Source organism: Burkholderia metallica, from assembly GCF_902832845.1.
GTDB classification, from domain to species: Bacteria; Pseudomonadota; Gammaproteobacteria; order Burkholderiales; family Burkholderiaceae; genus Burkholderia; species Burkholderia metallica.
In genome coordinates this window covers 186,028-204,260 of record NZ_CADFDB010000010.1, presented here as the reverse complement: position 1 = coordinate 204,260, position 18,233 = coordinate 186,028, and the positions used below count along the sequence as shown (strand labels likewise).

At 68.5% G+C, this 18,233-nt stretch carries 16 protein-coding genes; 7 read left to right on the top strand and 9 right to left on the bottom strand.

The window, feature by feature from the left end:
* Positions 1-108 precede the first annotated feature (108 nt).
* Positions 109-1,179: a rhodanese-like domain-containing protein gene (locus tag HWX08_RS25900; protein ID WP_174922989.1), complete on the bottom strand. Its 1,071-nt coding sequence runs from the start codon at positions 1,177-1,179 to the stop codon at positions 109-111.
* 158 nt (positions 1,180-1,337) lie between these two features.
* Entirely contained in the window at positions 1,338-1,991 is a 654-nt protein-coding gene (locus HWX08_RS25895; protein ID WP_069261251.1) for a peroxiredoxin, read from the bottom strand.
* A 279-nt stretch (positions 1,992-2,270) separates the two neighbouring features.
* Between HWX08_RS25895 and HWX08_RS25890 the strand changes: the two genes are divergently transcribed.
* Positions 2,271-3,176, top strand: coding sequence for an HTH-type transcriptional regulator ArgP (locus HWX08_RS25890; protein WP_174922988.1), 906 nt, complete (start codon positions 2,271-2,273; stop codon positions 3,174-3,176).
* Between the two features lie 180 nt (positions 3,177-3,356).
* On the top strand, positions 3,357-3,569 hold the full coding sequence (locus tag HWX08_RS25885) for a DUF1059 domain-containing protein (protein ID WP_174922987.1): 213 nt from the start codon (positions 3,357-3,359) through the stop codon (positions 3,567-3,569).
* Positions 3,570-3,683: 114 nt separating this feature from the next.
* Here the strand turns inward: HWX08_RS25885 and ltaE are convergent, their stop codons facing one another.
* The 3 genes from ltaE to HWX08_RS25870 all read right to left on the bottom strand — a co-directional run bounded on the left by ltaE (position 3,684) and on the right by HWX08_RS25870 (position 5,789).
* The gene (gene ltaE / locus HWX08_RS25880) at positions 3,684-4,697 is read right to left on the bottom strand and encodes a low-specificity L-threonine aldolase (RefSeq protein WP_174922986.1); all 1,014 of its coding nucleotides are present in this window, start codon (positions 4,695-4,697) and stop codon (positions 3,684-3,686) included.
* Positions 4,698-4,864: 167 nt separating this feature from the next.
* The gene (locus HWX08_RS25875) at positions 4,865-5,449 is read right to left on the bottom strand and encodes a YMGG-like glycine zipper-containing protein (protein ID WP_175807026.1); all 585 of its coding nucleotides are present in this window, start codon (positions 5,447-5,449) and stop codon (positions 4,865-4,867) included.
* 13 nt (positions 5,450-5,462) lie between these two features.
* On the bottom strand, positions 5,463-5,789 hold the full coding sequence (locus HWX08_RS25870) for a hypothetical protein (protein WP_107314283.1): 327 nt from the start codon (positions 5,787-5,789) through the stop codon (positions 5,463-5,465).
* 499 nt (positions 5,790-6,288) lie between these two features.
* On the opposite strand from HWX08_RS25870, the gene HWX08_RS25865 reads away from it, so the two are divergent.
* The 3 genes from HWX08_RS25865 to HWX08_RS25855 are packed head-to-tail and all read left to right on the top strand — an operon-like array spanning position 6,289 to position 8,899.
* Positions 6,289-7,710 carry a cytochrome ubiquinol oxidase subunit I gene (locus HWX08_RS25865; RefSeq protein ID WP_174920949.1) on the top strand — a complete coding sequence of 474 codons (1,422 nt, stop codon included), beginning with the start codon at positions 6,289-6,291 and terminating at the stop codon, positions 7,708-7,710.
* A 30-nt stretch (positions 7,711-7,740) separates the two neighbouring features.
* Complete coding sequence (gene cydB, locus HWX08_RS25860) at positions 7,741-8,748, top strand: cytochrome d ubiquinol oxidase subunit II (protein ID WP_069260902.1); 1,008 nt, start codon at positions 7,741-7,743, stop codon at positions 8,746-8,748.
* Entirely contained in the window at positions 8,720-8,899 is a 180-nt protein-coding gene (locus tag HWX08_RS25855) for a hypothetical protein (RefSeq protein WP_069260903.1), read from the top strand. The genes cydB and HWX08_RS25855 overlap by 29 nt, the downstream gene beginning before the upstream one ends.
* A gap of 87 nt (positions 8,900-8,986) precedes the next feature.
* Here the strand turns inward: HWX08_RS25855 and HWX08_RS25850 are convergent, their stop codons facing one another.
* Positions 8,987-9,181 carry a YqaE/Pmp3 family membrane protein gene (locus HWX08_RS25850; RefSeq protein ID WP_069260904.1) on the bottom strand — a complete coding sequence of 65 codons (195 nt, stop codon included), beginning with the start codon at positions 9,179-9,181 and terminating at the stop codon, positions 8,987-8,989.
* 155 nt (positions 9,182-9,336) lie between these two features.
* On the opposite strand from HWX08_RS25850, the gene HWX08_RS25845 reads away from it, so the two are divergent.
* Positions 9,337-10,485 carry a hypothetical protein gene (locus tag HWX08_RS25845; protein ID WP_174920950.1) on the top strand — a complete coding sequence of 383 codons (1,149 nt, stop codon included), beginning with the start codon at positions 9,337-9,339 and terminating at the stop codon, positions 10,483-10,485.
* A gap of 89 nt (positions 10,486-10,574) precedes the next feature.
* Here HWX08_RS25845 and HWX08_RS25840 read toward each other — a convergent pair whose 3' ends face one another.
* The gene (locus HWX08_RS25840; RefSeq protein ID WP_418219868.1) at positions 10,575-12,248 is read right to left on the bottom strand and encodes an alkaline phosphatase family protein; all 1,674 of its coding nucleotides are present in this window, start codon (positions 12,246-12,248) and stop codon (positions 10,575-10,577) included.
* 293 nt (positions 12,249-12,541) lie between these two features.
* On the opposite strand from HWX08_RS25840, the gene HWX08_RS25835 reads away from it, so the two are divergent.
* The gene (locus HWX08_RS25835) at positions 12,542-12,766 is read left to right on the top strand and encodes a hypothetical protein (RefSeq protein ID WP_027790361.1); all 225 of its coding nucleotides are present in this window, start codon (positions 12,542-12,544) and stop codon (positions 12,764-12,766) included.
* A gap of 56 nt (positions 12,767-12,822) precedes the next feature.
* On the opposite strand, the gene HWX08_RS25830 is transcribed toward HWX08_RS25835, so the two are convergent.
* Together HWX08_RS25830 and HWX08_RS25825 are read right to left on the bottom strand one after the other, a co-directional pair.
* Positions 12,823-16,626, bottom strand: coding sequence for a DUF748 domain-containing protein (locus tag HWX08_RS25830; RefSeq protein ID WP_174920951.1), 3,804 nt, complete (start codon positions 16,624-16,626; stop codon positions 12,823-12,825).
* A 148-nt stretch (positions 16,627-16,774) separates the two neighbouring features.
* A complete protein-coding gene (locus HWX08_RS25825; RefSeq protein WP_174920952.1) occupies positions 16,775-18,211 on the bottom strand; it encodes a DUF1254 domain-containing protein in 1,437 nt (478 codons plus the stop codon).
* Positions 18,212-18,233: the final 22 nt, after the last annotated feature.

Here is an 18,233-nt window from a genome sequence, read left to right as displayed (position 1 = left end):
CACCGCATGATGCGGCGCCACGTGATCGGATACCAGTACGACGAACGGCGCGCGGCCGTTTCGACAGCGATCCGGAATTTTTTTGTGCGCTCGGGCCGGCCCGGCGCGTTACGACCGGCCGTCCTGCACGACGCGCCCTTCGGCGCGCCAGCGCAGCATCCCGCCGCCGAGATTCGCGACCGTGTCGAAGCCGGCCTTCAGCAGAATCACGGTCGCCTGTGCGGATCGGCCGCCGGCGCGGCACACGGTCACGACCGGCCGGTCGCGCGCGATCTCGCCGGCACGCGCGGCCAGTTCGCCGAGCGGAATCGGCGTCGCGCCGGGCAGATGCCCGAGCGGGCCCGTGAATTCGTCGGGCTCGCGCACGTCGACGACCTGGACCGCCGACAGATGATCCTCAAGCCACTGCGGATCGATTTCCCAGAATCCGGCGAACGTATAGACGAGCGGCGCCCAGTCGGGTGCCGCCTGCGCGTCGGGCGCGTTCGCGGCGACGCCGCACTGCAGGTTCGCCGGCACCGCGACGTCGATCTGCCGCGGGTGCGCGAGCCCGAGGTTGCGCATGTAGCCCGCGAAATCGTCTTCGCTCAGATCGCCGCCCAAGCGCGGATTGAAGCGCCGCTCCTCGCCGACGCTCGTCACCGTGAGCCCGCGATAGTCGTGCGCCGGATACAGCAGGCACCCGGCCGGCAGCGTGAAGAGCCGGCCGTGCACCGCGCGGTACAGCGCGCGCGGGTCGCCCTGCTGGAAGTCGGTGCGGCCCGTGCCGCGGATCAGCAGGCAATCGCCGGTGAACGCCATCGATTCGTCGTCGAGCACGAGGCTGATGCAGCCGCCCGTATGGCCGGGCGTCGCGCGCACGCTCAGGTAGCGCGTGCCGAACGCGCAGCGGTCGCCGTCGTTCAGGTAGCGATCGGCGCCTTGCGCGCCGCTCGCGGCCGAGATCGCGATCGTGCTGCCGGTGCGCTGTTTCAGCAGCCATGCGCCCGTCACGTGATCGGCATGCACGTGCGTGTCGACGGTCGCGACGAGCCGCAGCCCGAGTTCGTCGAGCAGCGCCGCGTCGCGGCGTACCTGCTCGAACACGGGATCGATCAGCAGCGCTTCGCCCGACGCACGGTCGGCAAGCAGGTACGTGTACGTCGACGATTGCGGGTCGAAGAGTTGCCGGAAGATCATCGCGAGGTCGCTCCGTCGGCGGGGTGATGCTTGGGTGATGCGTGTCTGACGCGCGTGTCGCGCGCGTCGGGTACGGATTGTCGGGCCCGCGCCGCTGCAGTCGCGCGCGGGCCGCCCGTCCTGGTCCTGCATGGCCGGCATCGCGCCGACGCGGCGCGTCAGCCCGGCTGCTTCACATAGCGCAGGTACGGCTTCAGCGTCCGGAAGCCCTGCGGATACTTCTGCTTCGCCGCATCGTCCGACACCGACGTCGGAATGATGACATCGTCGCCGGGCTTCCAGTTGACCGGCGTCGCCACCGTGTGCCGCGCATTGAGCTGCAGCGCGTCGAGCAGGCGCAGCACCTCGTCGAAATTGCGTCCCGCACTCATCGGATAGACGAGCATCGCCTTGACCTTCTTGTCCGGCCCGATGACGAACACCGAGCGCACGGTCGCGTTGTCGACCGCCGTGCGCGGGCCGCCGCTCGCATTCGGATGAATCATGTCGTACAGCTTCGCGACCTTCAGTTCGTCGTCGCCGATCAGCGGATAGTTGACCGCGTGCCCCTGCGTTTCGGCGATATCCGCCACCCACTTGCGGTGATCGCTGACCGGATCGATCGACAGCCCGATGATCTTCGTGTTGCGTTTGTCGAATTCCGGCTTGAGTCCGGCCATGTAGCCGAGTTCGGTCGTGCACACCGGCGTGAAATCCTTCGGATGGGAAAACAGGATCGCCCAGTGGTCGCCGATCCATTCGTGAAAGCGGATCGTTCCCTCGGTGGTCTCCGCGGTGAAATCGGGCGCGTCCTCGCCCAGTCGAATCGTCATGTTCGTCTCCTTGAAAGGGACATCGTCACGACGCCCGCGCCGCGGCTTGCGTGTGACGCGCAATCGTCCGCGCGCGAAGGCGCCGGCATCGCGCATGCCGGGTTCCGCGCGTTCATATAGCCTAGTTCAAAATGCGCGCGCCACCGGCATGCGGACGGCCCGGGCCGATTCCGGCGACGCATGCGCGGCGGCACGACGATGCGCCGCACCCGGCCGCCCGAACGCACTGCCTTACACTACCGGCTGTTCTCGTCTTACGTTCACAGGAATTGCACCGGCATGTCGATGACGATCGATCCGAAGCAGGCCGCCGCGCTGCTGGCCGTCGCCGACACGGGCAGCTTCGAGCAGGCGGCCGTGCGCCTGCACGTGACCGCCTCTGCCGTCACGCAGCGGGTCCGCGCGCTGGAGGCGAGCCTCGGCACGCCGCTCGTGCTGCGCACGCGGCCGTGCCGCCCGACGGTGGCCGGGCAGCGCGTGCTGCAGCACCTGCGCCGCGTCGCGCTGCTGCGGGCCGACCTGCAAAGCACGCTCGCGGCCGAACGCGAATCGCCGATCTCGGTCACGATCGCGCTCAATTCCGACAGCCTCGGTACCTGGTTTCTGCCGGCGCTGACATCGGTGCTCGCGGGCGAGCGCATCCTGTTCGAGTTGATCGTCGAGGATCAGGACCATACGTTCGCGCTGCTCGAAAGCGGGATGGCGGTCGGCTGCGTGACGACCGAGCCGAAGCCGATGCGCGGCTGCCTCGCGACACCGCTCGGCACGATGCGCTACCGGCTGCTCGCGGCCGCCGCGTTCGCGGTGCGCTGGTTCCCGCGCGGGCTGAACCGCACGAGCGCGCGCCACGCCCCCGTCGTCGCGTATTCGCGGCGCGATACGCTGCAGTCGTCGTTCCTGAAGGAAAAGTTCGGGTTGCCCGACGGCGCCTACCCGTGCCACTACGTACCGGGCACCCATTCGCATTTCGCGGCGGTGCGGCACGGGCTCGGCTATGCGATGGTGCCGGAGCCGCTGATCGGCACCGCGCCGCTCGACACGCAAGGGCTCGTCGATCTCGCGCCCGCGCATCCGACCGACGTCACGCTGTACTGGCACGCGTGGACCGTGCAGACGCCGACGATGGCGTCCTTGTCCGAGCGGGTCGTCGAAGCGGCGCGCCGGCTGCTCGCGCCGCTGCCGTGATGCAGGTGTGATCGACTTCGCCGGCGTGGTGCGCAATCCCTGATACGCGCTGCGCGCGTCGGGCCACATCGCGGCGAGCCTCCCCGCCGCGCGGCCTATACTTTTTCCATCGGCCCCGCGAACGCGCTGCGTGGCCGATCACGCCCATCCGGCCGTTCCCTTTTCTGCCAGGAGAACATCATGTCTCGCCGCTATATCGACTGCCGCGAGTTTCCCAGCGCGACGCACTGCTCCGTCGCGATTTCCGCCGACTCCGACGACGAACTGCTGGAGGCCGCCGTGCAGCATGCGGTGCTCGTGCACCAGCACGCCGACAGCACCGAACTGCGCACGCAACTGAAAACGCTGTTCCACGACGGCACGCCGCCCGCCGACGCACCGGGCCAGGCGTAATCCGCCGGTTCGCCCGAACCCGACAGACGGGTTGCCACGTCGCTCCCGTCGCCTCTGCGCATCCTGCTTCGCGCCCTATCGCGCCGGCGTCCCCCGCCGGCCGGCGCATTCGCGTTACGCGCGGCGCTGCGCGAAATACGCGCGGACCGCGTCGATAAAGGTGTCGATGTCCGCGCGCGATACGTCGCAGTGCGTGACGAAACGCGATGCGTACAGCATCTGCGTGAGGATTCCGCGCGCCTTGAGCCACGCATCGAGCGGCGCGCAATCGGCTTCGGGGAATTGCGCGAACACCATGTTCGTCGCATGCGACAGCACCTTCACCGCGTCGATGCGCGCGAGACCTTCGGCGAGATGCGCGGCATTCGCGTGATCGTCGGCGAGCCGCTCGACGTTGTGGTCGAGCGCATACAGGCACGCGGCGGCGAGAATGCCCGACTGCCGCATCGCGCCGCCGAGCACCTTGCGCCAGCGCTGCGCGCGCTCGATCAGCGCATGGCTGCCGACCAGCACCGAGCCGACCGGCGCGCCGAGCCCTTTCGAGAAGCAGATCGATACGGTGTCGAACGGCGCGCACAGCTCGGCGATCGGACGGCCCGACGCGACGGCCGCGTTGCACACGCGCGCGCCGTCGAGATGCAGGGACAAACCGCGGCTGCGCGCGAACGCGGTGGCTTCCTGGACGTAGCTTTCCGGCAGAACCTGGCCGCCGATCGTGTTTTCGAGCGCGAGCAGGCGCGTGCGCGCAAAGTGATTGTCGATCGGCTTGATCGCCGCGGCGATCTTCGCGATCGGCAGCGTGCCGTCGGGCGCATTTTCGATCGGCTGCGGCTGGATGCTGCCCAGCACGGCCGCGCCGCCGCCTTCGTACTTGTAGGTGTGCGCGAGCTGGCCGACGATGTACTCGTCGCCGCGTTCGCAATGGGCCATCAGTGCGGAGAGGTTACTCTGCGTGCCGCTCGGGAAGAACAGGCCCGCTTCCTTGCCGGCCCGCTCGGCCATCACCGCCTGCAGGCGCAGCACGGTCGGGTCGTCACCCCATACGTCGTCGCCGACTTCGGCGGCAGTCATCGCGGCCAGCATTGCCTGGCTCGGACGTGTCACGGTATCGCTGCGTAAATCGATCATCGCTGAGTCCTGGGTTAACGCGGACCGGAACCGATGCGCCCGGCCCTGCCGAAACGAGACTCAGAGTGTACGCAATTCACGCGGCGCATGTGTACCGCCGGTCGCTACGCGCACCACGTACCGGCACGCCGTGCGGCAGGTCGCCGGCCGGGCCGCCCCGGCCGCCGTCAGTAGCGCGGCGGCGGCGGCTGAACGCCCGCCGGCGGCATCGGCGGCGCCGCGCGCGGTGCGCCGCCATATCCGCCTCCGCCTCCGCCGTACCCGCCGTACCCGCCGTACCCGCCGTACCCGCCGCCACCGCCGCCGCTCATCCCGCCCGGCACCGGCACGCGGTTGCCGCTCGCGTACATGCATTGCAGGTAGCCGTAGTCGTAGCGGCGCTGAATGTCGTAGGCCGAGCCTTGCGCCGCGCCGGCGCCTACCACGCTGCCCGCGAGCAGCCCGGCGCCCGCGCCGACGGCCGCGCCCGTACCGCCGTTGAACGCCGCGCCGGCCGCCGCGCCGAGCGCGGTGCCGACCGCCGCGCTGCCGACCGCGCTCGCGGTCGACGCCTGGCCCGCGCTCACGCCGCCCGATTGCTCGAACGCATATTGACGGCAGTTCGCATCGTCGGCGCGAAACTGGTCGAACGACTTGCCGGTGCCGGGCAGCGCCATCACGCTCGGGCCCGTCGGCATGTATGCACACGCGCCGAGCAGGCCGGCCAGCGCCAGCGCGGCCGGCACGCGCAGGGTTCGAAATACGGATTTCATCGTCGCGCCTCCGTCACTGCGGCCGCGCCGGCACCGATCGCCAGCCCGACTTGCAGGTCTTCACATACGGGTAGTAATGCTTCGACGCGTCGCAGTAGTACCAGAGGTTCGCGTCGCCTTCGTCCTGCGGCTGTCCCTTCTCGACGTACTCGGGCGCGGGCCCCGGATCGACGGGCACCGCGACGACGGGCGGCGGGTAGTAGTAAGGCGCGGGGACGACGGGGTAGTAATACGGGTAGCCGGCGCCGACATAGACGCCGACCCGGGCGGCATGCGCCACGCCGCCCGTCGCGATCGCCACTGCGGCCACCGCGCCCAGTGCGAGCTTCAATCCATTCACGTCACGTTCTCCGGCTGGCGGTTCGTCGATGCGAACCCGACATACGGAACGCTACGCCGCACACGATCCGGCTTCCATTACGGGCGCGTTGGCGAATGTTGCGCGGCGTTACCTCTGTGACAGACCCCATCTGCCGGCCCCGTCGGCGCGAGCGCATGCGTTACGCGATAACGCACGGCAACGGTTCGACCGCGCGCGCGCCGCGACGCCCGGCAGCACGCGACGTTCGCGGCCGCACCGAACCGTTCCGATGACGCGACGCGCCATATTGACGCACGTGCGTCAGACCGCCGCGTCGCGGCCGCGCGCGCCGCAAGCCGCCTTCTTGATACAAATCAACGATTTATCCCGAGATCGGCCGCGGCGGGCTGGACATCTGCGACGAGTTGGCGCATTTCGCGGTGCAACATCGCGGCACATACTCCAGCCAACCCCGACGCCCGTCCGCCGGGGGCCGCCGGCACCCGTCGGCGGGTATCGTCAGCCTCGGTCAACTGGTATGGACACCGCTCTTTCGGCCCTCGATCTGGCCCGCCTGCAATTCGCGTTCACCGTCTCCTTTCACATCGTCTTTCCGGCGCTGAGCATCGGCCTCGCCAGCTTCATCGCCGTGCTCGAATATCGCTGGCTGAAAACCGGCAAGCAGTACTACAAAACCCTCTGCCTGTTCTGGTCGAAGATCTTCGCGGTCGCGTTCGGGATGGGTGTCGTCTCCGGCGTCGTGATGAGCTACCAGTTCGGCACGAACTGGTCGGGCTTCTCGAGCTTCGCCGGCGCCGTCACCGGGCCGCTGCTGATGTACGAGGTCATGACCGCGTTCTTCCTCGAGGCCGGCTTCCTCGGCATCATGCTGTTCGGCTGGAACCGCGTGAGCCCGCGCGCGCACTTCGGCGCGACGCTGATGGTCGCGATCGGCACGCTGATCTCGACGTTCTGGATTCTCGCGTCGAACAGCTGGATGCAGACGCCGCAGGGCTTCGAGATCGTCGACGGCCGCGTCGTGCCGACCGACTGGTTCGCGATCATCTTCAACCCGTCGTTCCCGTACCGCCTGTTCCACATGGCGATCGCCGCGTTCATCGTCGCCGCGCTGGTGGTGGCCGCGACCGGCGCATGGCATCTGCTGAAGGGCCGCCGCGACAAGGGCGTGAAGAAGATGTTCTCGATGGCGCTGTGGCTGCTGCTCGTGCTCGCGCCGCTGCAGGCCGTGATCGGCGACCAGCACGGGATCAACACGCTGAAGCACCAGCCCGCGAAGATCGCCGCGATCGAAGGGCTGTGGGAAACCGAGAAGGGCGGCACGCCGCTGAACCTGTTCGGCATTCCGGACATGCAGGCCGAAACCACCCGCTACGCGGTGAAGGTGCCGCATCTCGGCAGCCTGATCCTCACGCACAGCTGGGACGGCGAGATCCGCGGGCTGAAGGAATTCCCGCCGGAAGACCGCCCGAACTCGACGGTCGTGTTCTGGAGCTTCCGGATCATGGTCGGCCTCGGCTTCGCGATGATCGGCCTCGCCGCGCTCGCATGGTTCCTGCGCCGCCGCGGGCGCCTGTATGAATCGAAGGCGTTCCAGCGCTTCGCGCTCGTGATGGGCCCGACCGGCTTCGTGTCGCTGCTCGCGGGCTGGGTCACGACCGAAGCGGGCCGCCAGCCGTGGGTCGTGTATGGCGTGATGCGCACCGCGCAGGCCGTGTCGCCGCTGTCGGTGCAGCAGGTCAGCCTGTCGATGATGACGTTCGTGATCGTGTACTTCCTCGTGTTCGGCACCGGCGTGTACTACATGCTGAAGCTGATGAAGGCCGGCCCCACGCTGCCCGACGTGCAGCACGACGCGACGCACGACCTGCCCGACACGCGCCCCGATCACACCGCGCGCCGCCCGCTGTCGGCCGTCGACGAGCCGCTCGAGACCGTCTGAGCCCCACCCTTTCCGCACACGAGAAAACCTATGGACGTCACCGTAATCTGGGCCGCGATCATCGCATTGGGGCTCTTCATGTACGTCGTGCTCGACGGCTTCGACCTCGGCATCGGCATCGTCTTCCCGTTCTTCCCGGACGAGAAGGAGCGCGACCTGATGATGAACACCGTCGCGCCCGTGTGGGACGGCAACGAGACGTGGCTCGTGCTCGGCGGCGCCGGGCTGTTCGCGGTGTTCCCGATCGTCTATTCGACCGTGCTGTCGGCGCTGTACCTGCCGCTGATCTTCATGCTGGTCTGCCTGATCTTCCGCGGCGTATCGTTCGAGATCCGCGCGAAGGCGCGGCGCACGAAGCACCTGTGGGACCTCGCGTTCATCGGCGGCTCGGCCGGCGCGACGCTGTTCCAGGGCATCGCGCTCGGCGCGTTCCTGCAGGGCATCAACGTGAAGGACGGCGTGTTCGCGGGCGACGCGTTCGACTGGCTCACGCCGTTCAGCCTGCTGACGGGCCTCGGCCTGATCGTCACCTACGCGCTGCTCGGCTGCTGCTGGCTGGTCGCGAAGACCGAAGGCGACCTGCAGCGACGCCTGCATCGCGTCGTGTGGCCGCTGACCGTCGTGCTGCTCGGCTTCATCGCGGTCGTCAGCCTGTGGACGCCGCTGCAGGACCCGGCCATCGCGCAGCGCTGGTTCGATTCGGGGCTGTTCTGGCGCCTGCTGCCGGTGCCGTTCCTGGTCGCCGGATGTGCGGTATGGATGCGGCGCGCGGTGCGCGCCCGCCACGACATGACGCCGTTCGTGCTCGCGCTGGCGCTCGTGCTGCTCGGCTACGTCGGCCTGCTCGTCACGCTGTTCCCGTATGCGATTCCTCAGACGATGACGATCTGGGAGGCCGCGGCACCGCGTTCCAGCCAGACCTTCACGCTGGTCGGCGCAGCGGTTATCCTCCCGATCATCATCGCCTACACGACGATGGGTTACTGGGTATTCCGAGGCAAGGTGCGCCATGAAGACCAGCATTACTACCACCACTGATTCCGCCGCGCGCCCCGCCGCCGCGCCACGGTCGCGGATGCGCGGCTGGATGTGGTTCGTCGTCCTGTGGGCGGGCGGCGTGATCGGCGCCGTCACGCTCGGCTATGCGTTCAAGATCTTCATGAACCTGACGCTGTTTGCGGTGAAGTAGGCAAAGCGGCCGCTTCGATCGAACGACGATCGGGCGGCCGTTTTCACATCGTCGGCCGGTTCCGCCGAATCCGCCGCCCCCTCCCGTCTAGCGACGCTCGCGCAGCGCGGCGTCGATCTTCCGGTCCGTCTTGTACTGACTCAGCGCATACACCGACCAGATCGCGGCCGGCAGCCAGCCGATGATCGTGATCTGCAGGATCAGGCAGATGATCCCGGCGATCGGCCGGCCGATCGTGAAGAACTGGAACCACGGCAGCAGCAGGGCAAGCAGAAGGCGCATGAACCGACCTCTCGGTGTGTCGTTGAACGGGTGATGCGTGGCGAATATGCCGGCGCATGCGGCGGAATTCAAGCCGTCCGTCGCGCGCTGCGTGCCTGCTACACTCGCGCGTCGTCAAACGAAGCCGACCACAACAACAACGGAGAAAGAGGGCAATGAACACCCCGTCGTCACCCGGCGGCCGCACCCGGCGGCCCGTCATCACGCACCCGAACAAAACCTGGCATCGCTGCGCTGCGGTCGCGCTCGCCGCCTGCGCCACCTTCGCCGCCGTCGGCGTCGCGCACGCGGAGACGAAGCCGACAACGCGCTACGCGATCGACCTGACCCGCGACAGCGGCAGCGAAATACCGCTGAGTAACGAGCCCTACAGCTGGACCACGCGCAACGGCAAGACGCTGGCCGAGGGCGTGACCGATGACAAGGGACGCGCCGCCGTCGCACGGCAGGCAGGCGAGACGCACTATGTGCTGGAGACCGTCAACACCCGCTGGATCTATACGGTCGACACCGCGTGCTGGACGTACCGCGACGACGCGTTCGCCCGCTGCGCGAAGCTGAACGACGCCGTCAACCTGGTCGCGCAGCGCATGGCCGACGACGCGCGCAACGAGCAGGCCGCCGCCACCCGGCGCCGCGATGCCGCGCTCGCCCGCTACCGCGCGGCCGCGGCTGCCCATGATGACGAACTCGCGTGGCTGGGCCCACTGCCGGCCGAATGGTCGAGGGACGACGTCCAGAAGCAGCTCGACGACGTGTACGGCAAGATCAAGCACGAGCTCGACCATCTCGGTGACGCCGACATCGATGTATCCCGCTTCGTGTGCAGGTCGCCCGACCAGATCGGCCCGGCACCCGACCAGCAGGCCGTGATCGACTACATGCGCAGCCTGCGCGAGCCGGGCTCGACGACACCCGCGCAGTGGACGGCGCTCGTCGAGGCCGCGCGCAAAGGCAACTGGCTCGCGCGACTGCAGATCTTCGTCGCGCTCGGCGCGCGCCCGAAAGACGATCTCGTGTCGGTCTACCGGCGCATCCAGCTGATGGCCTGGCTGCAGGCGAACCACGTCGGCGCGCTGTACACCTACTACCTGGGCGAACTCGCCGCAACCGGCTATTTCGACGGGCCGAGCCCCGGCGCCACGTCGCCGATTCCGTTGTATGCGGCGATGCGCGGCAGCTACGCGGCGATGAAGCGCGCGGGCGATTCGCTCATGGCGCGGGACGAGCCGGACGCGCAGGCGATCGGCAAACGCATGCACGACTGCGCGTTGCAAATGATGCCGGTGCTGTTCGCGAAGTAAGCGCGGACAGCACCTCACAGCCCCCTCGCCCGGCGCACGAGCGGCCCGCCGCGCGGCCGGCGGCGGGTCGTGCTGCGGCGTCGCGTCGCTCAGCGATCGATGCCGAGCCCCGGCAGCACGCCGGTATTCTCCGCCACCACCGCATGCAGCAGGCGCGGATTCGCGCCGAGCAGCGCGAGGATCGTCGGCGCGACCTGCTTCGTGCCGACCGTGTCGGTCACCGTGCGTGCGCGATGCAGGCCCGGATACGACACGAGCAGGCCGAGGTGGCTGTCGTCCGGTGCGTTGCCGCCGTGCTCCTCGTCCTTCTTCGTGCTCGACGTGTAGATCACACCCGGATTCGGCTGGACGATGATGTCCGGCGTGCGGCCGTTGGCCGGGTCGCCGAAGCGCTCGGCGAGCGCCGCGCCGTACAGGATCGACGCCTGCGCGCCGTCCGCGCAGATCCCCGGCGCGTTGCAGCCCAGGTTCGCCTTCAGCGTCTGTACGACGGCCGTGCGCTGGTTGCGGTCGCGCAGCCAGATCAGGCCGACGTCGTCGGTCTGCACGAAGCCCGTGCCGACGAGGCCGGAGCCGTCGTTCAGGTTACCCGTCTTCGTGTTGTTCTGGCCGAAATTGCCGTTCGGGTCGATGTAATCGTTCGCTTCGAGCAGCTTGGTCAGCGTGTCGCCGTTCTTCACGAGCTTCGTGTGATCGGTCGGCGACTGGCCATGCTTCGACGTGACGATCACGGCCGTCGACGAATACAGGTTCGCCTGCTTGAGCGCCGCGACGATGTGGCCGATCGCGTTGTCGACGTACGTGATCGCGTTCGCGACCTGCCCGTTCGGCGTGAAGTTCGCATCCAGGTAACCGCCGCCCTTCGTCACCACCGCCTTCTGCGCGACGCTCAGCGTCTGGAAGTCGGCGCCGAACAGCGTCGGCACCGGTGCGCGCTTCGTGCCCGTCGAGTCGCGGCCGTTGATCTGGTTGATCAGCGCCTGCACGTGCAGGTTGTCGAACTGCGCGGTGTGCGAATAGACGTCCGTGTAGTCCGTTTTCGTCGCCGGATCGATCGAGTTGATCTCGGTGCGCGCGAGATCGTCGACGCCGGTGCCCGACGGCCCGTTCAGCCAGTCGTAGCCCCATGCGTGCTTGTCGGCCCATGCGGTCGTCGCGTTCGGGATGCCGGCCTTCACGGCCTCGAACACAGTGTTGGTCTTCACGTAGTTGTGCGGATAGACCGGCACGCACTTGCCGTCGACCTTCGCGTTCGGGATCGCCTGCGGGTTGAATGCGCCGCCGCCGTTCAGGTGGACGAGCGCGCCGCCGTTCTCGGCATCGATGCCGGTCGTCTCGTCGAACACGACGTTCCAGCCCTGCTTGCCCGTGCAGCTCGTGTCGCCCGGCGCGTACAGGTTGCGGTCGTACGACACGTCGTAGAACAGGCCGGCCGTCTTCGGCGAGCCGCCCGTCACGAGCGCGGCGAGCCCCGGAAACGAATCCGACAGGCCAGGCGTATAGGCATTCGCGTACGTCACGCCGCTCTGCGCGAGCACCGCGATGTTCGGGCACGTGTTCGCGCCGATGCAGCGCGCGAGATCCTGCTCGTGCAGGCCGTCGATGCTGATCAGCAGCACGTGCTTCACGACGCGGCTCGCATGGCCGCGCTCGTCGCCCCGACTGCTGCCGTCCTGCTGCGCCGCGTGCGCAGCCGCGCCTGCGAGCGCCGCCGCGCCCGCCACCATCGCCACCCACCTGCGCTGCTTACCAAGGAAAGACATGATCACCCCACCTTCATCGATTGACGTTGAACTGCGTGACTTGCCATCAGGCGCGCAGACTATCGCCGGATCGTGCGGCGGTCGGATGAAGCGGAGCTTTCCGTTTTCTGTCAAACGTAACCAATCGCAAGTGACACGAAGCAGTCGCAATGCGACGCGCGCCGCCGGTTGCGGGCACCGCCGCGGTGCATCGGCCGGAACGGGTGCGGCGCCGCGGCCACACGATTTTTTTCCGGCTTGGCGCGCGACTATTGGCGTGTGATAAAGGGTTTTCCCTGACCCGGAGCACGAGTATGTCGACCCTGGAAGCCCTCCGGTTCGTGCTGGACGATGCACGCACCCCCGAAATCATTCGCCATCACGTCGTCGACGCGTTGCAGTACGCGTTGCGCAACTACGGACAGGTATTCACGGCGAAGGAAGTCGAATGGCTGGCGCAGTGGGACGACGCGCGTCTGCCGCTGGCCGCGAAGAAGGAACTGGGCAAGCGCGAGGAACCGGCGATCGCCGCGCGCTGAAGGCTGCGCGCCGCCGCGCCCGAACGGATGAACGGACGCGGCGGCGGATGGCCCGCTTACTGCAGGCCGAAGTCGACGCGGGTCGTCGCGCCCTTGTCCTCGATGCCCTTCGCATCGAGCTTCGGCGCGACGACGAACACGCGGCTCGAATCGATCTTCCCGTCGAGATACTGGCGCACGGCCTGCGCGCGCTGCTGCGCGAGCGCACGCAGCGCGTTGTCGTCGGCCGGCGCATGTTCGGCGAGCGCCTTCTTCATGTCGGCGTCGGGCAGCGTCTTCTGCAGGCCGATCAGGTTGCGCGGCTTCTTGAAGTCGGCGGCCTTGTACGCGCGCGTCAGGTACTTGCTGTACTCGGCCGGTTCGACCTTCACCGACATCGGGTCGACGCTCTCGCCCTGCCCGATCACGTCCTTCAGCTTCTGCTGGCGCACGAGCCGGTCGACGTACGCGTCGCCGAGCCCCGACGTGTCCTTCGCCGGGTCGACGCGGCCGATCAGGTCGAGACGGATCGACGGCTTCTCGGTCAGCATCTTCACGACCGTGTCGAGCTTCTTCTGCTGCGCGTCGTCGAGCCGGTACGAGCCCGGCGCGAACTCGACGTAGCCGAGATCCTCGCCGCCGCTGCCGAACGCATGCGCGAGCAGCGAGAACGGCGACGTGACGGCCTTCGCGATCAGGTTCAGCACCGCCCGCCAGATCAGCCCGCCGACGCTGAACTCCGGATTCGACAGCGAGCCCGACACCGGCAGGTTCACGTCGATCTGGCCGCGCGTGTTCTTCAGCAGCGAAATCGCGAGCTTCACCGGCAGCTTGGTCGCCGTGTCGTTCTCGACGCGATCGCCGAACGTGAGCTGGTCGATGAAGATGTGGTTGTTCGCCTTCAACTGGTCGTTCGCGAGCGCGTAATGCAGATCGACGTTGAGCTTGCCCTTCGTGATCGGATAGCCCGCGTACTTCGCCGAGTACGGCGTCAGGTTGGTCAGCTCGATGTCGTGCGCGGTCGCGGTGAGGTCGAGCGCCGGCTTCTCGATCAGCGGATTCACCGAACCCTTGATCGAGATCGGCCCGTTGCCCGCGAGGTTCGCGGCGACGTCGACCGGCGCGGACGTGGTCGAATCCGTGCCGAACGCGCCGACCGTGCCCTTGATCGCGACGAGGTTCGCCGTGTAGTTCGGCTTGATGAAGTTGTCGGTGTACGTGACGCGGCCGTTCTGCAGCAGCAACTCGCCGAAATGCATCCGCACCGGGTGCTGCGGCGGCGGTGCGGCCTTCACGACCACCGTCGCCGATGCGGCCGCCGGCGCGGACGCCTGCTGCGCGGCCGCGGCCGACGCGGCCTGCGCGGCAGCCGGCGGCGTCATGCCCGGCGACAGCGGCACCGGCTCGCCCTTGCTCGCATCACGCGTGAGCGACTGGGCGGGGCCCGATTCCTTCGCGACCACGTCATTCAGGTTCAGGCGCCCCTGCGCGTCGAGCAGCACGCGGCCGTAGAAGTTCGAGAACGTCACGCGCGCGGCGTCGACGTCGGTGCCCTTCTCGTCGTAGTTCGCCTTCAGGTTGGTCAGCGCGAGCGAGCGCCAGCCCGCGAACGGGTCGGAGGTTGCCTTGTCGAGCATCCGGACGTCGACGAGCGCGACGTCGCCGCGATAAGTCGCGCGCGGCGCGTCCTTCACCTGCGCGAACGTCAGGTTGCCCTGCGCGTTGAGCAGCGCGCTCGCGATCGTCGCGTTCAGCGCACTGCCGAAGTACGGCTCGAACGCGGCCGCGTCGAGCCGGTTGCCGTTGATCTTCAGCCCGAGCTTCAGCGGCTGCGCGGTCACGTCGCCCGTCACGTTCAGCGAACCCTTGCGGTTCAGCGTCGCCTTCAGCTGCACCGGCAGCGGCTTCGTCATGTCGTCGCTGATCTTCTGCACCGACAGGTCCAGCGGCTTGATCGCCAGCTTCACCGGGCGCGGCGTCGACAGGTCGGTGAAGTTCGCGGACGAGTCCTTCACGTTCAGCGCGTCGATCCGGTAATGCCACGACGGCGCGGCGGCCTGCGCCTTGCGCGCGACCGTGCGCTTCGGCACCGACGCCTGCGCCGGCTCGGCCAGCGCCGCGAGGTCGATCTTGCCGTCCTTCAGGCGCTGCACGTCGAGCGCGAGACCGCTGACGTCGACGCTCGCGATCTCCGCGGTGCGCGCGGCAACGTCGACCTTCGCGATCTTCGCGTTCGCGTCGGGCAGCACGATCGCGGGCGCCTTCGCGTCGGGTGTCGCGATCTTCAGCGACTTCAGGCTGACCGTGCTGTCGGCGACCTGCGCGGCGAGCGGCGTCTTGCCCCAGTCGGCCTTCGCGTTGACGGTGGCGCCGAGCGTGCCGTCAAGCACGCGCGCACGCGTGGCCTCGCCGAGATACGGCTGCAGCGCCGGCAGCGCGAGCGCGGCGACCGTCAGCTTGCCGCCGGCCTGCTTCCCCGCGAGATTGAATGCGCCTTCGGCCTTCACGTCGCCGCCGCGCGACAGCGACGTCGACAGCGTGTATTTCGCGGGCGCCTTGCCCTGCATCGAGAAGCCGTCGAGCGTCGCGGCGAGCTTCGTGAGCGACAGCGCGGTCGGTGTCGCCGGCACGCGGTCGTCGACGTTGACCGTGCCGCCGTCGATCGCGAAATGGCGGATCGTCAGGTCGAGCGGCGGCGCCTCCTTCGCGCCGGCTTCAGCCTTCGCGCCGCTGGCGGCCGCTTCGGCAGCGGCGGAAGCCGCCGCGGCGCCCGACGCCGCGGGCTTGCCGTCGGCGGCCTTCGGCGCGGCGGCCGGCTGCGCGGCGAGCTTCTCGACGTTCAGCACGCCCTGCTTGTCGCGCGACAGGTCGACCACCGGCTGGTCGATCCGGATCTCGTCGAAGTGCATCGCGTTGCGCAGCGGCTCGAGGCTGGCCGCCGCGACGTGCACGCCGCGCGCGGCGAACAGCGGCGCGGACGCGCGGTCCGTCAGCTTCGCGTCCTTCAGGTCGACGGTGCCCGATACGCGCAGCGCGGGCGTCTCGCCGCTCATCACGAAGTTGACCGTGAGGTCGCTGCTCAGCAGGCCGCTCGTCACCGCCACCGGCAGCTTCGCCGGCACGTATGAAATCAGCTTCGGCACGTCGAGGCCGTCGAATTTCAGCGCGATTTCCGATTCGCGCGATTGCGCGAACGGCTTGGTCTTGCCGTCGATCGCGATCGGGCTGCCGTCGAAGCGCGCGCGCAGCTTCGGCTCGACGAAGATGTCGGTCTTCGAGGCCAGCGTCGCGATGTACGGAATGCCGAGCGTCCAGTTGTCGACGACGTGCTTTTCGTTCAGCAGGCGATCGTCGAAATCGATCCGGCCGTTGTTGACCTGGATGTTCGACACCGAGAACTGCGTCGGCTTGCTCTCCGGTTTGGGCGACGGCGTGGAGAACTTCTCGATCAGGTCGGTGAAGTTGAAGCGCTGTGCGTCGAGGCGAACCACATGAAAGCGCGGCGAATCGAGGCGGACTTCATTGACGATCGGCGCGCCGCGAAACAGCGACGACCACGACGGCCGCACGACGAGCTTCGCGATGTCGATGAAGTCGCCCTGGCCGCCTTTTTCGCCGAGATGAACGCCGTCGGCTTCGAGGTTCAGCGTGTACGGGTTCAGCGCGATGCGCTGGATCGTCGCGGGGCGGTCGAGCTGCTTGCTCAACTGCTGTTCGGCGACATGGCGGATCAGCGGCGGCGCCGCGAAGAATCCGAGCAGTCCGAATAAAACGACGAAGATCAGCAGGCCGATGCCGATGCGCCGGGTCCGGCGCGAACGTGCAACGCCACCGAGGGCATGGAGGGTCGAGGGTACGGTTTCTTTGTCTGCGCTTGCCATGCTTGAATGCCTCGGGATGGGATGCCGGGCCGCACCGGAGCACCGGGCGGCCGCGCACGCTATCCCGAAAGTATAGGCTCAGGAGGTGACGGTACGGGGGTCGGGCGCGGTCGCGCCCGCCGGTCGGACAGCGCCGACGATCATCCGTTCATTTCCGGACGACGACGGGCGGCATCCACGTCCCGTCGCTCGCCTGCGGCTTCGGCGCGTACAGGCGCAGCGCGAGTGCGAAATCGGCGCGCGGCGCCGGCAACCAGTTGGCCGCGTGCGTGCCGCCCGGCGACGCCGACACGACGATGTCGATCGAGCCGTCGTGATTGCGGCGCAGCCGGTCGCGATCGCCGAGCGAGCGGCGCGCCGACCCGACGTCGGGCAGTGCGCCGTTCGTCGTATAGGGCGTCAGCGTCCAGAACGCGCGCACCGGCGGCAGCGCGCCCGGCGCGAAATGCAGCACGTAGCGGTTCGCGCCGTTCAGCGGATGGCCGTCGCTGTCGACGCGCACGACCGCGAGCGTTTCGTCGTCGCGCGTCGCGGTGCCGAACTGCGTGTAGGCCGCGTACGCGCGCAGCGTGTAGTCCTGGCCGTACTTGCCCGCCGTATCGCCGATCCAGCTCCAGCCGTTCGCGTTCAGCAGGTTCGACGGCGGTGTCGCGAGCCGCGCGCGCGCCTCGGCGACGCCGGCCGTCGCCGCCGCGAGGCGGTCGCCCGTCCACAGCACCGGGTAGCCGGCCGACACGCCGATGTCGGCGAGCGATTCCTGCGCATGCGCATCGTCGGCCGGTGCCGGGTTGTCCTGCAGCGCCTGCGCGAAGCGCGCGAAGAACGCCTTCGGATCGAGCGCGGCCACCTGCTCGGCCGGCGTGCCGCCGCCCACCGCTTCGGACGGCGCACTGCCCGCATGCACCGCGACCGACGCGCCGCGTTCGGCGCCGGTGTAGACGGACAGCGGCACCACGCGGATCGCCCGCTGCAGTTTCTTCACGTTCGTGAGGTCGCGCCCGCCGCTCGTCTGCAGCCTGACTTCGAGCCACGCATTGGCCGACGGGACGTCGACCCGGACCACGCCCTTCGGCAGCGCGCCCTGCCAGTCCTTCGCGACGAAGGCAATCGTTTGCGATCGCGCGCCGGTACGGGCACCGCGCGCGGCCACACTCGACGACGACCACAGCACGTTGGTCCACATGTCGAGCGCACGTGCGTCCCAGTAGCGGCCGCGCGTGTCGGGCAACGTGACGATCACGGGTTCGGCGGCGACGTCGAGCCAGCCGGTCGAGTCGAGCGTGTCGACGCCCGGCAGCGGCGGATTGACCGCGCCGACGGGCGGCAGCGCCTGCGCGTGGCGCAGCGTGTTGAGCGGCGCCTGACCCGGTTGCGCGCCGTCGCCACCCGTCGCCGCTTCCTTCGCGACGTCCATCAGCACGAGCGGATACGCATAGATATAGGAGTCGGCGACTTCCGCGCGCATCCAGCCGGTTTTCCGCTGGATGGCGTCCGGTTGCGACGCGCATCCCGCAAGCGCCGCCGCAATGGCCAGCGACGCGCACACGCGCCGCAGAGAAATTGATTCCTGCTGGTTTTCAATCATCGATTACTGGCCGAATATCGTT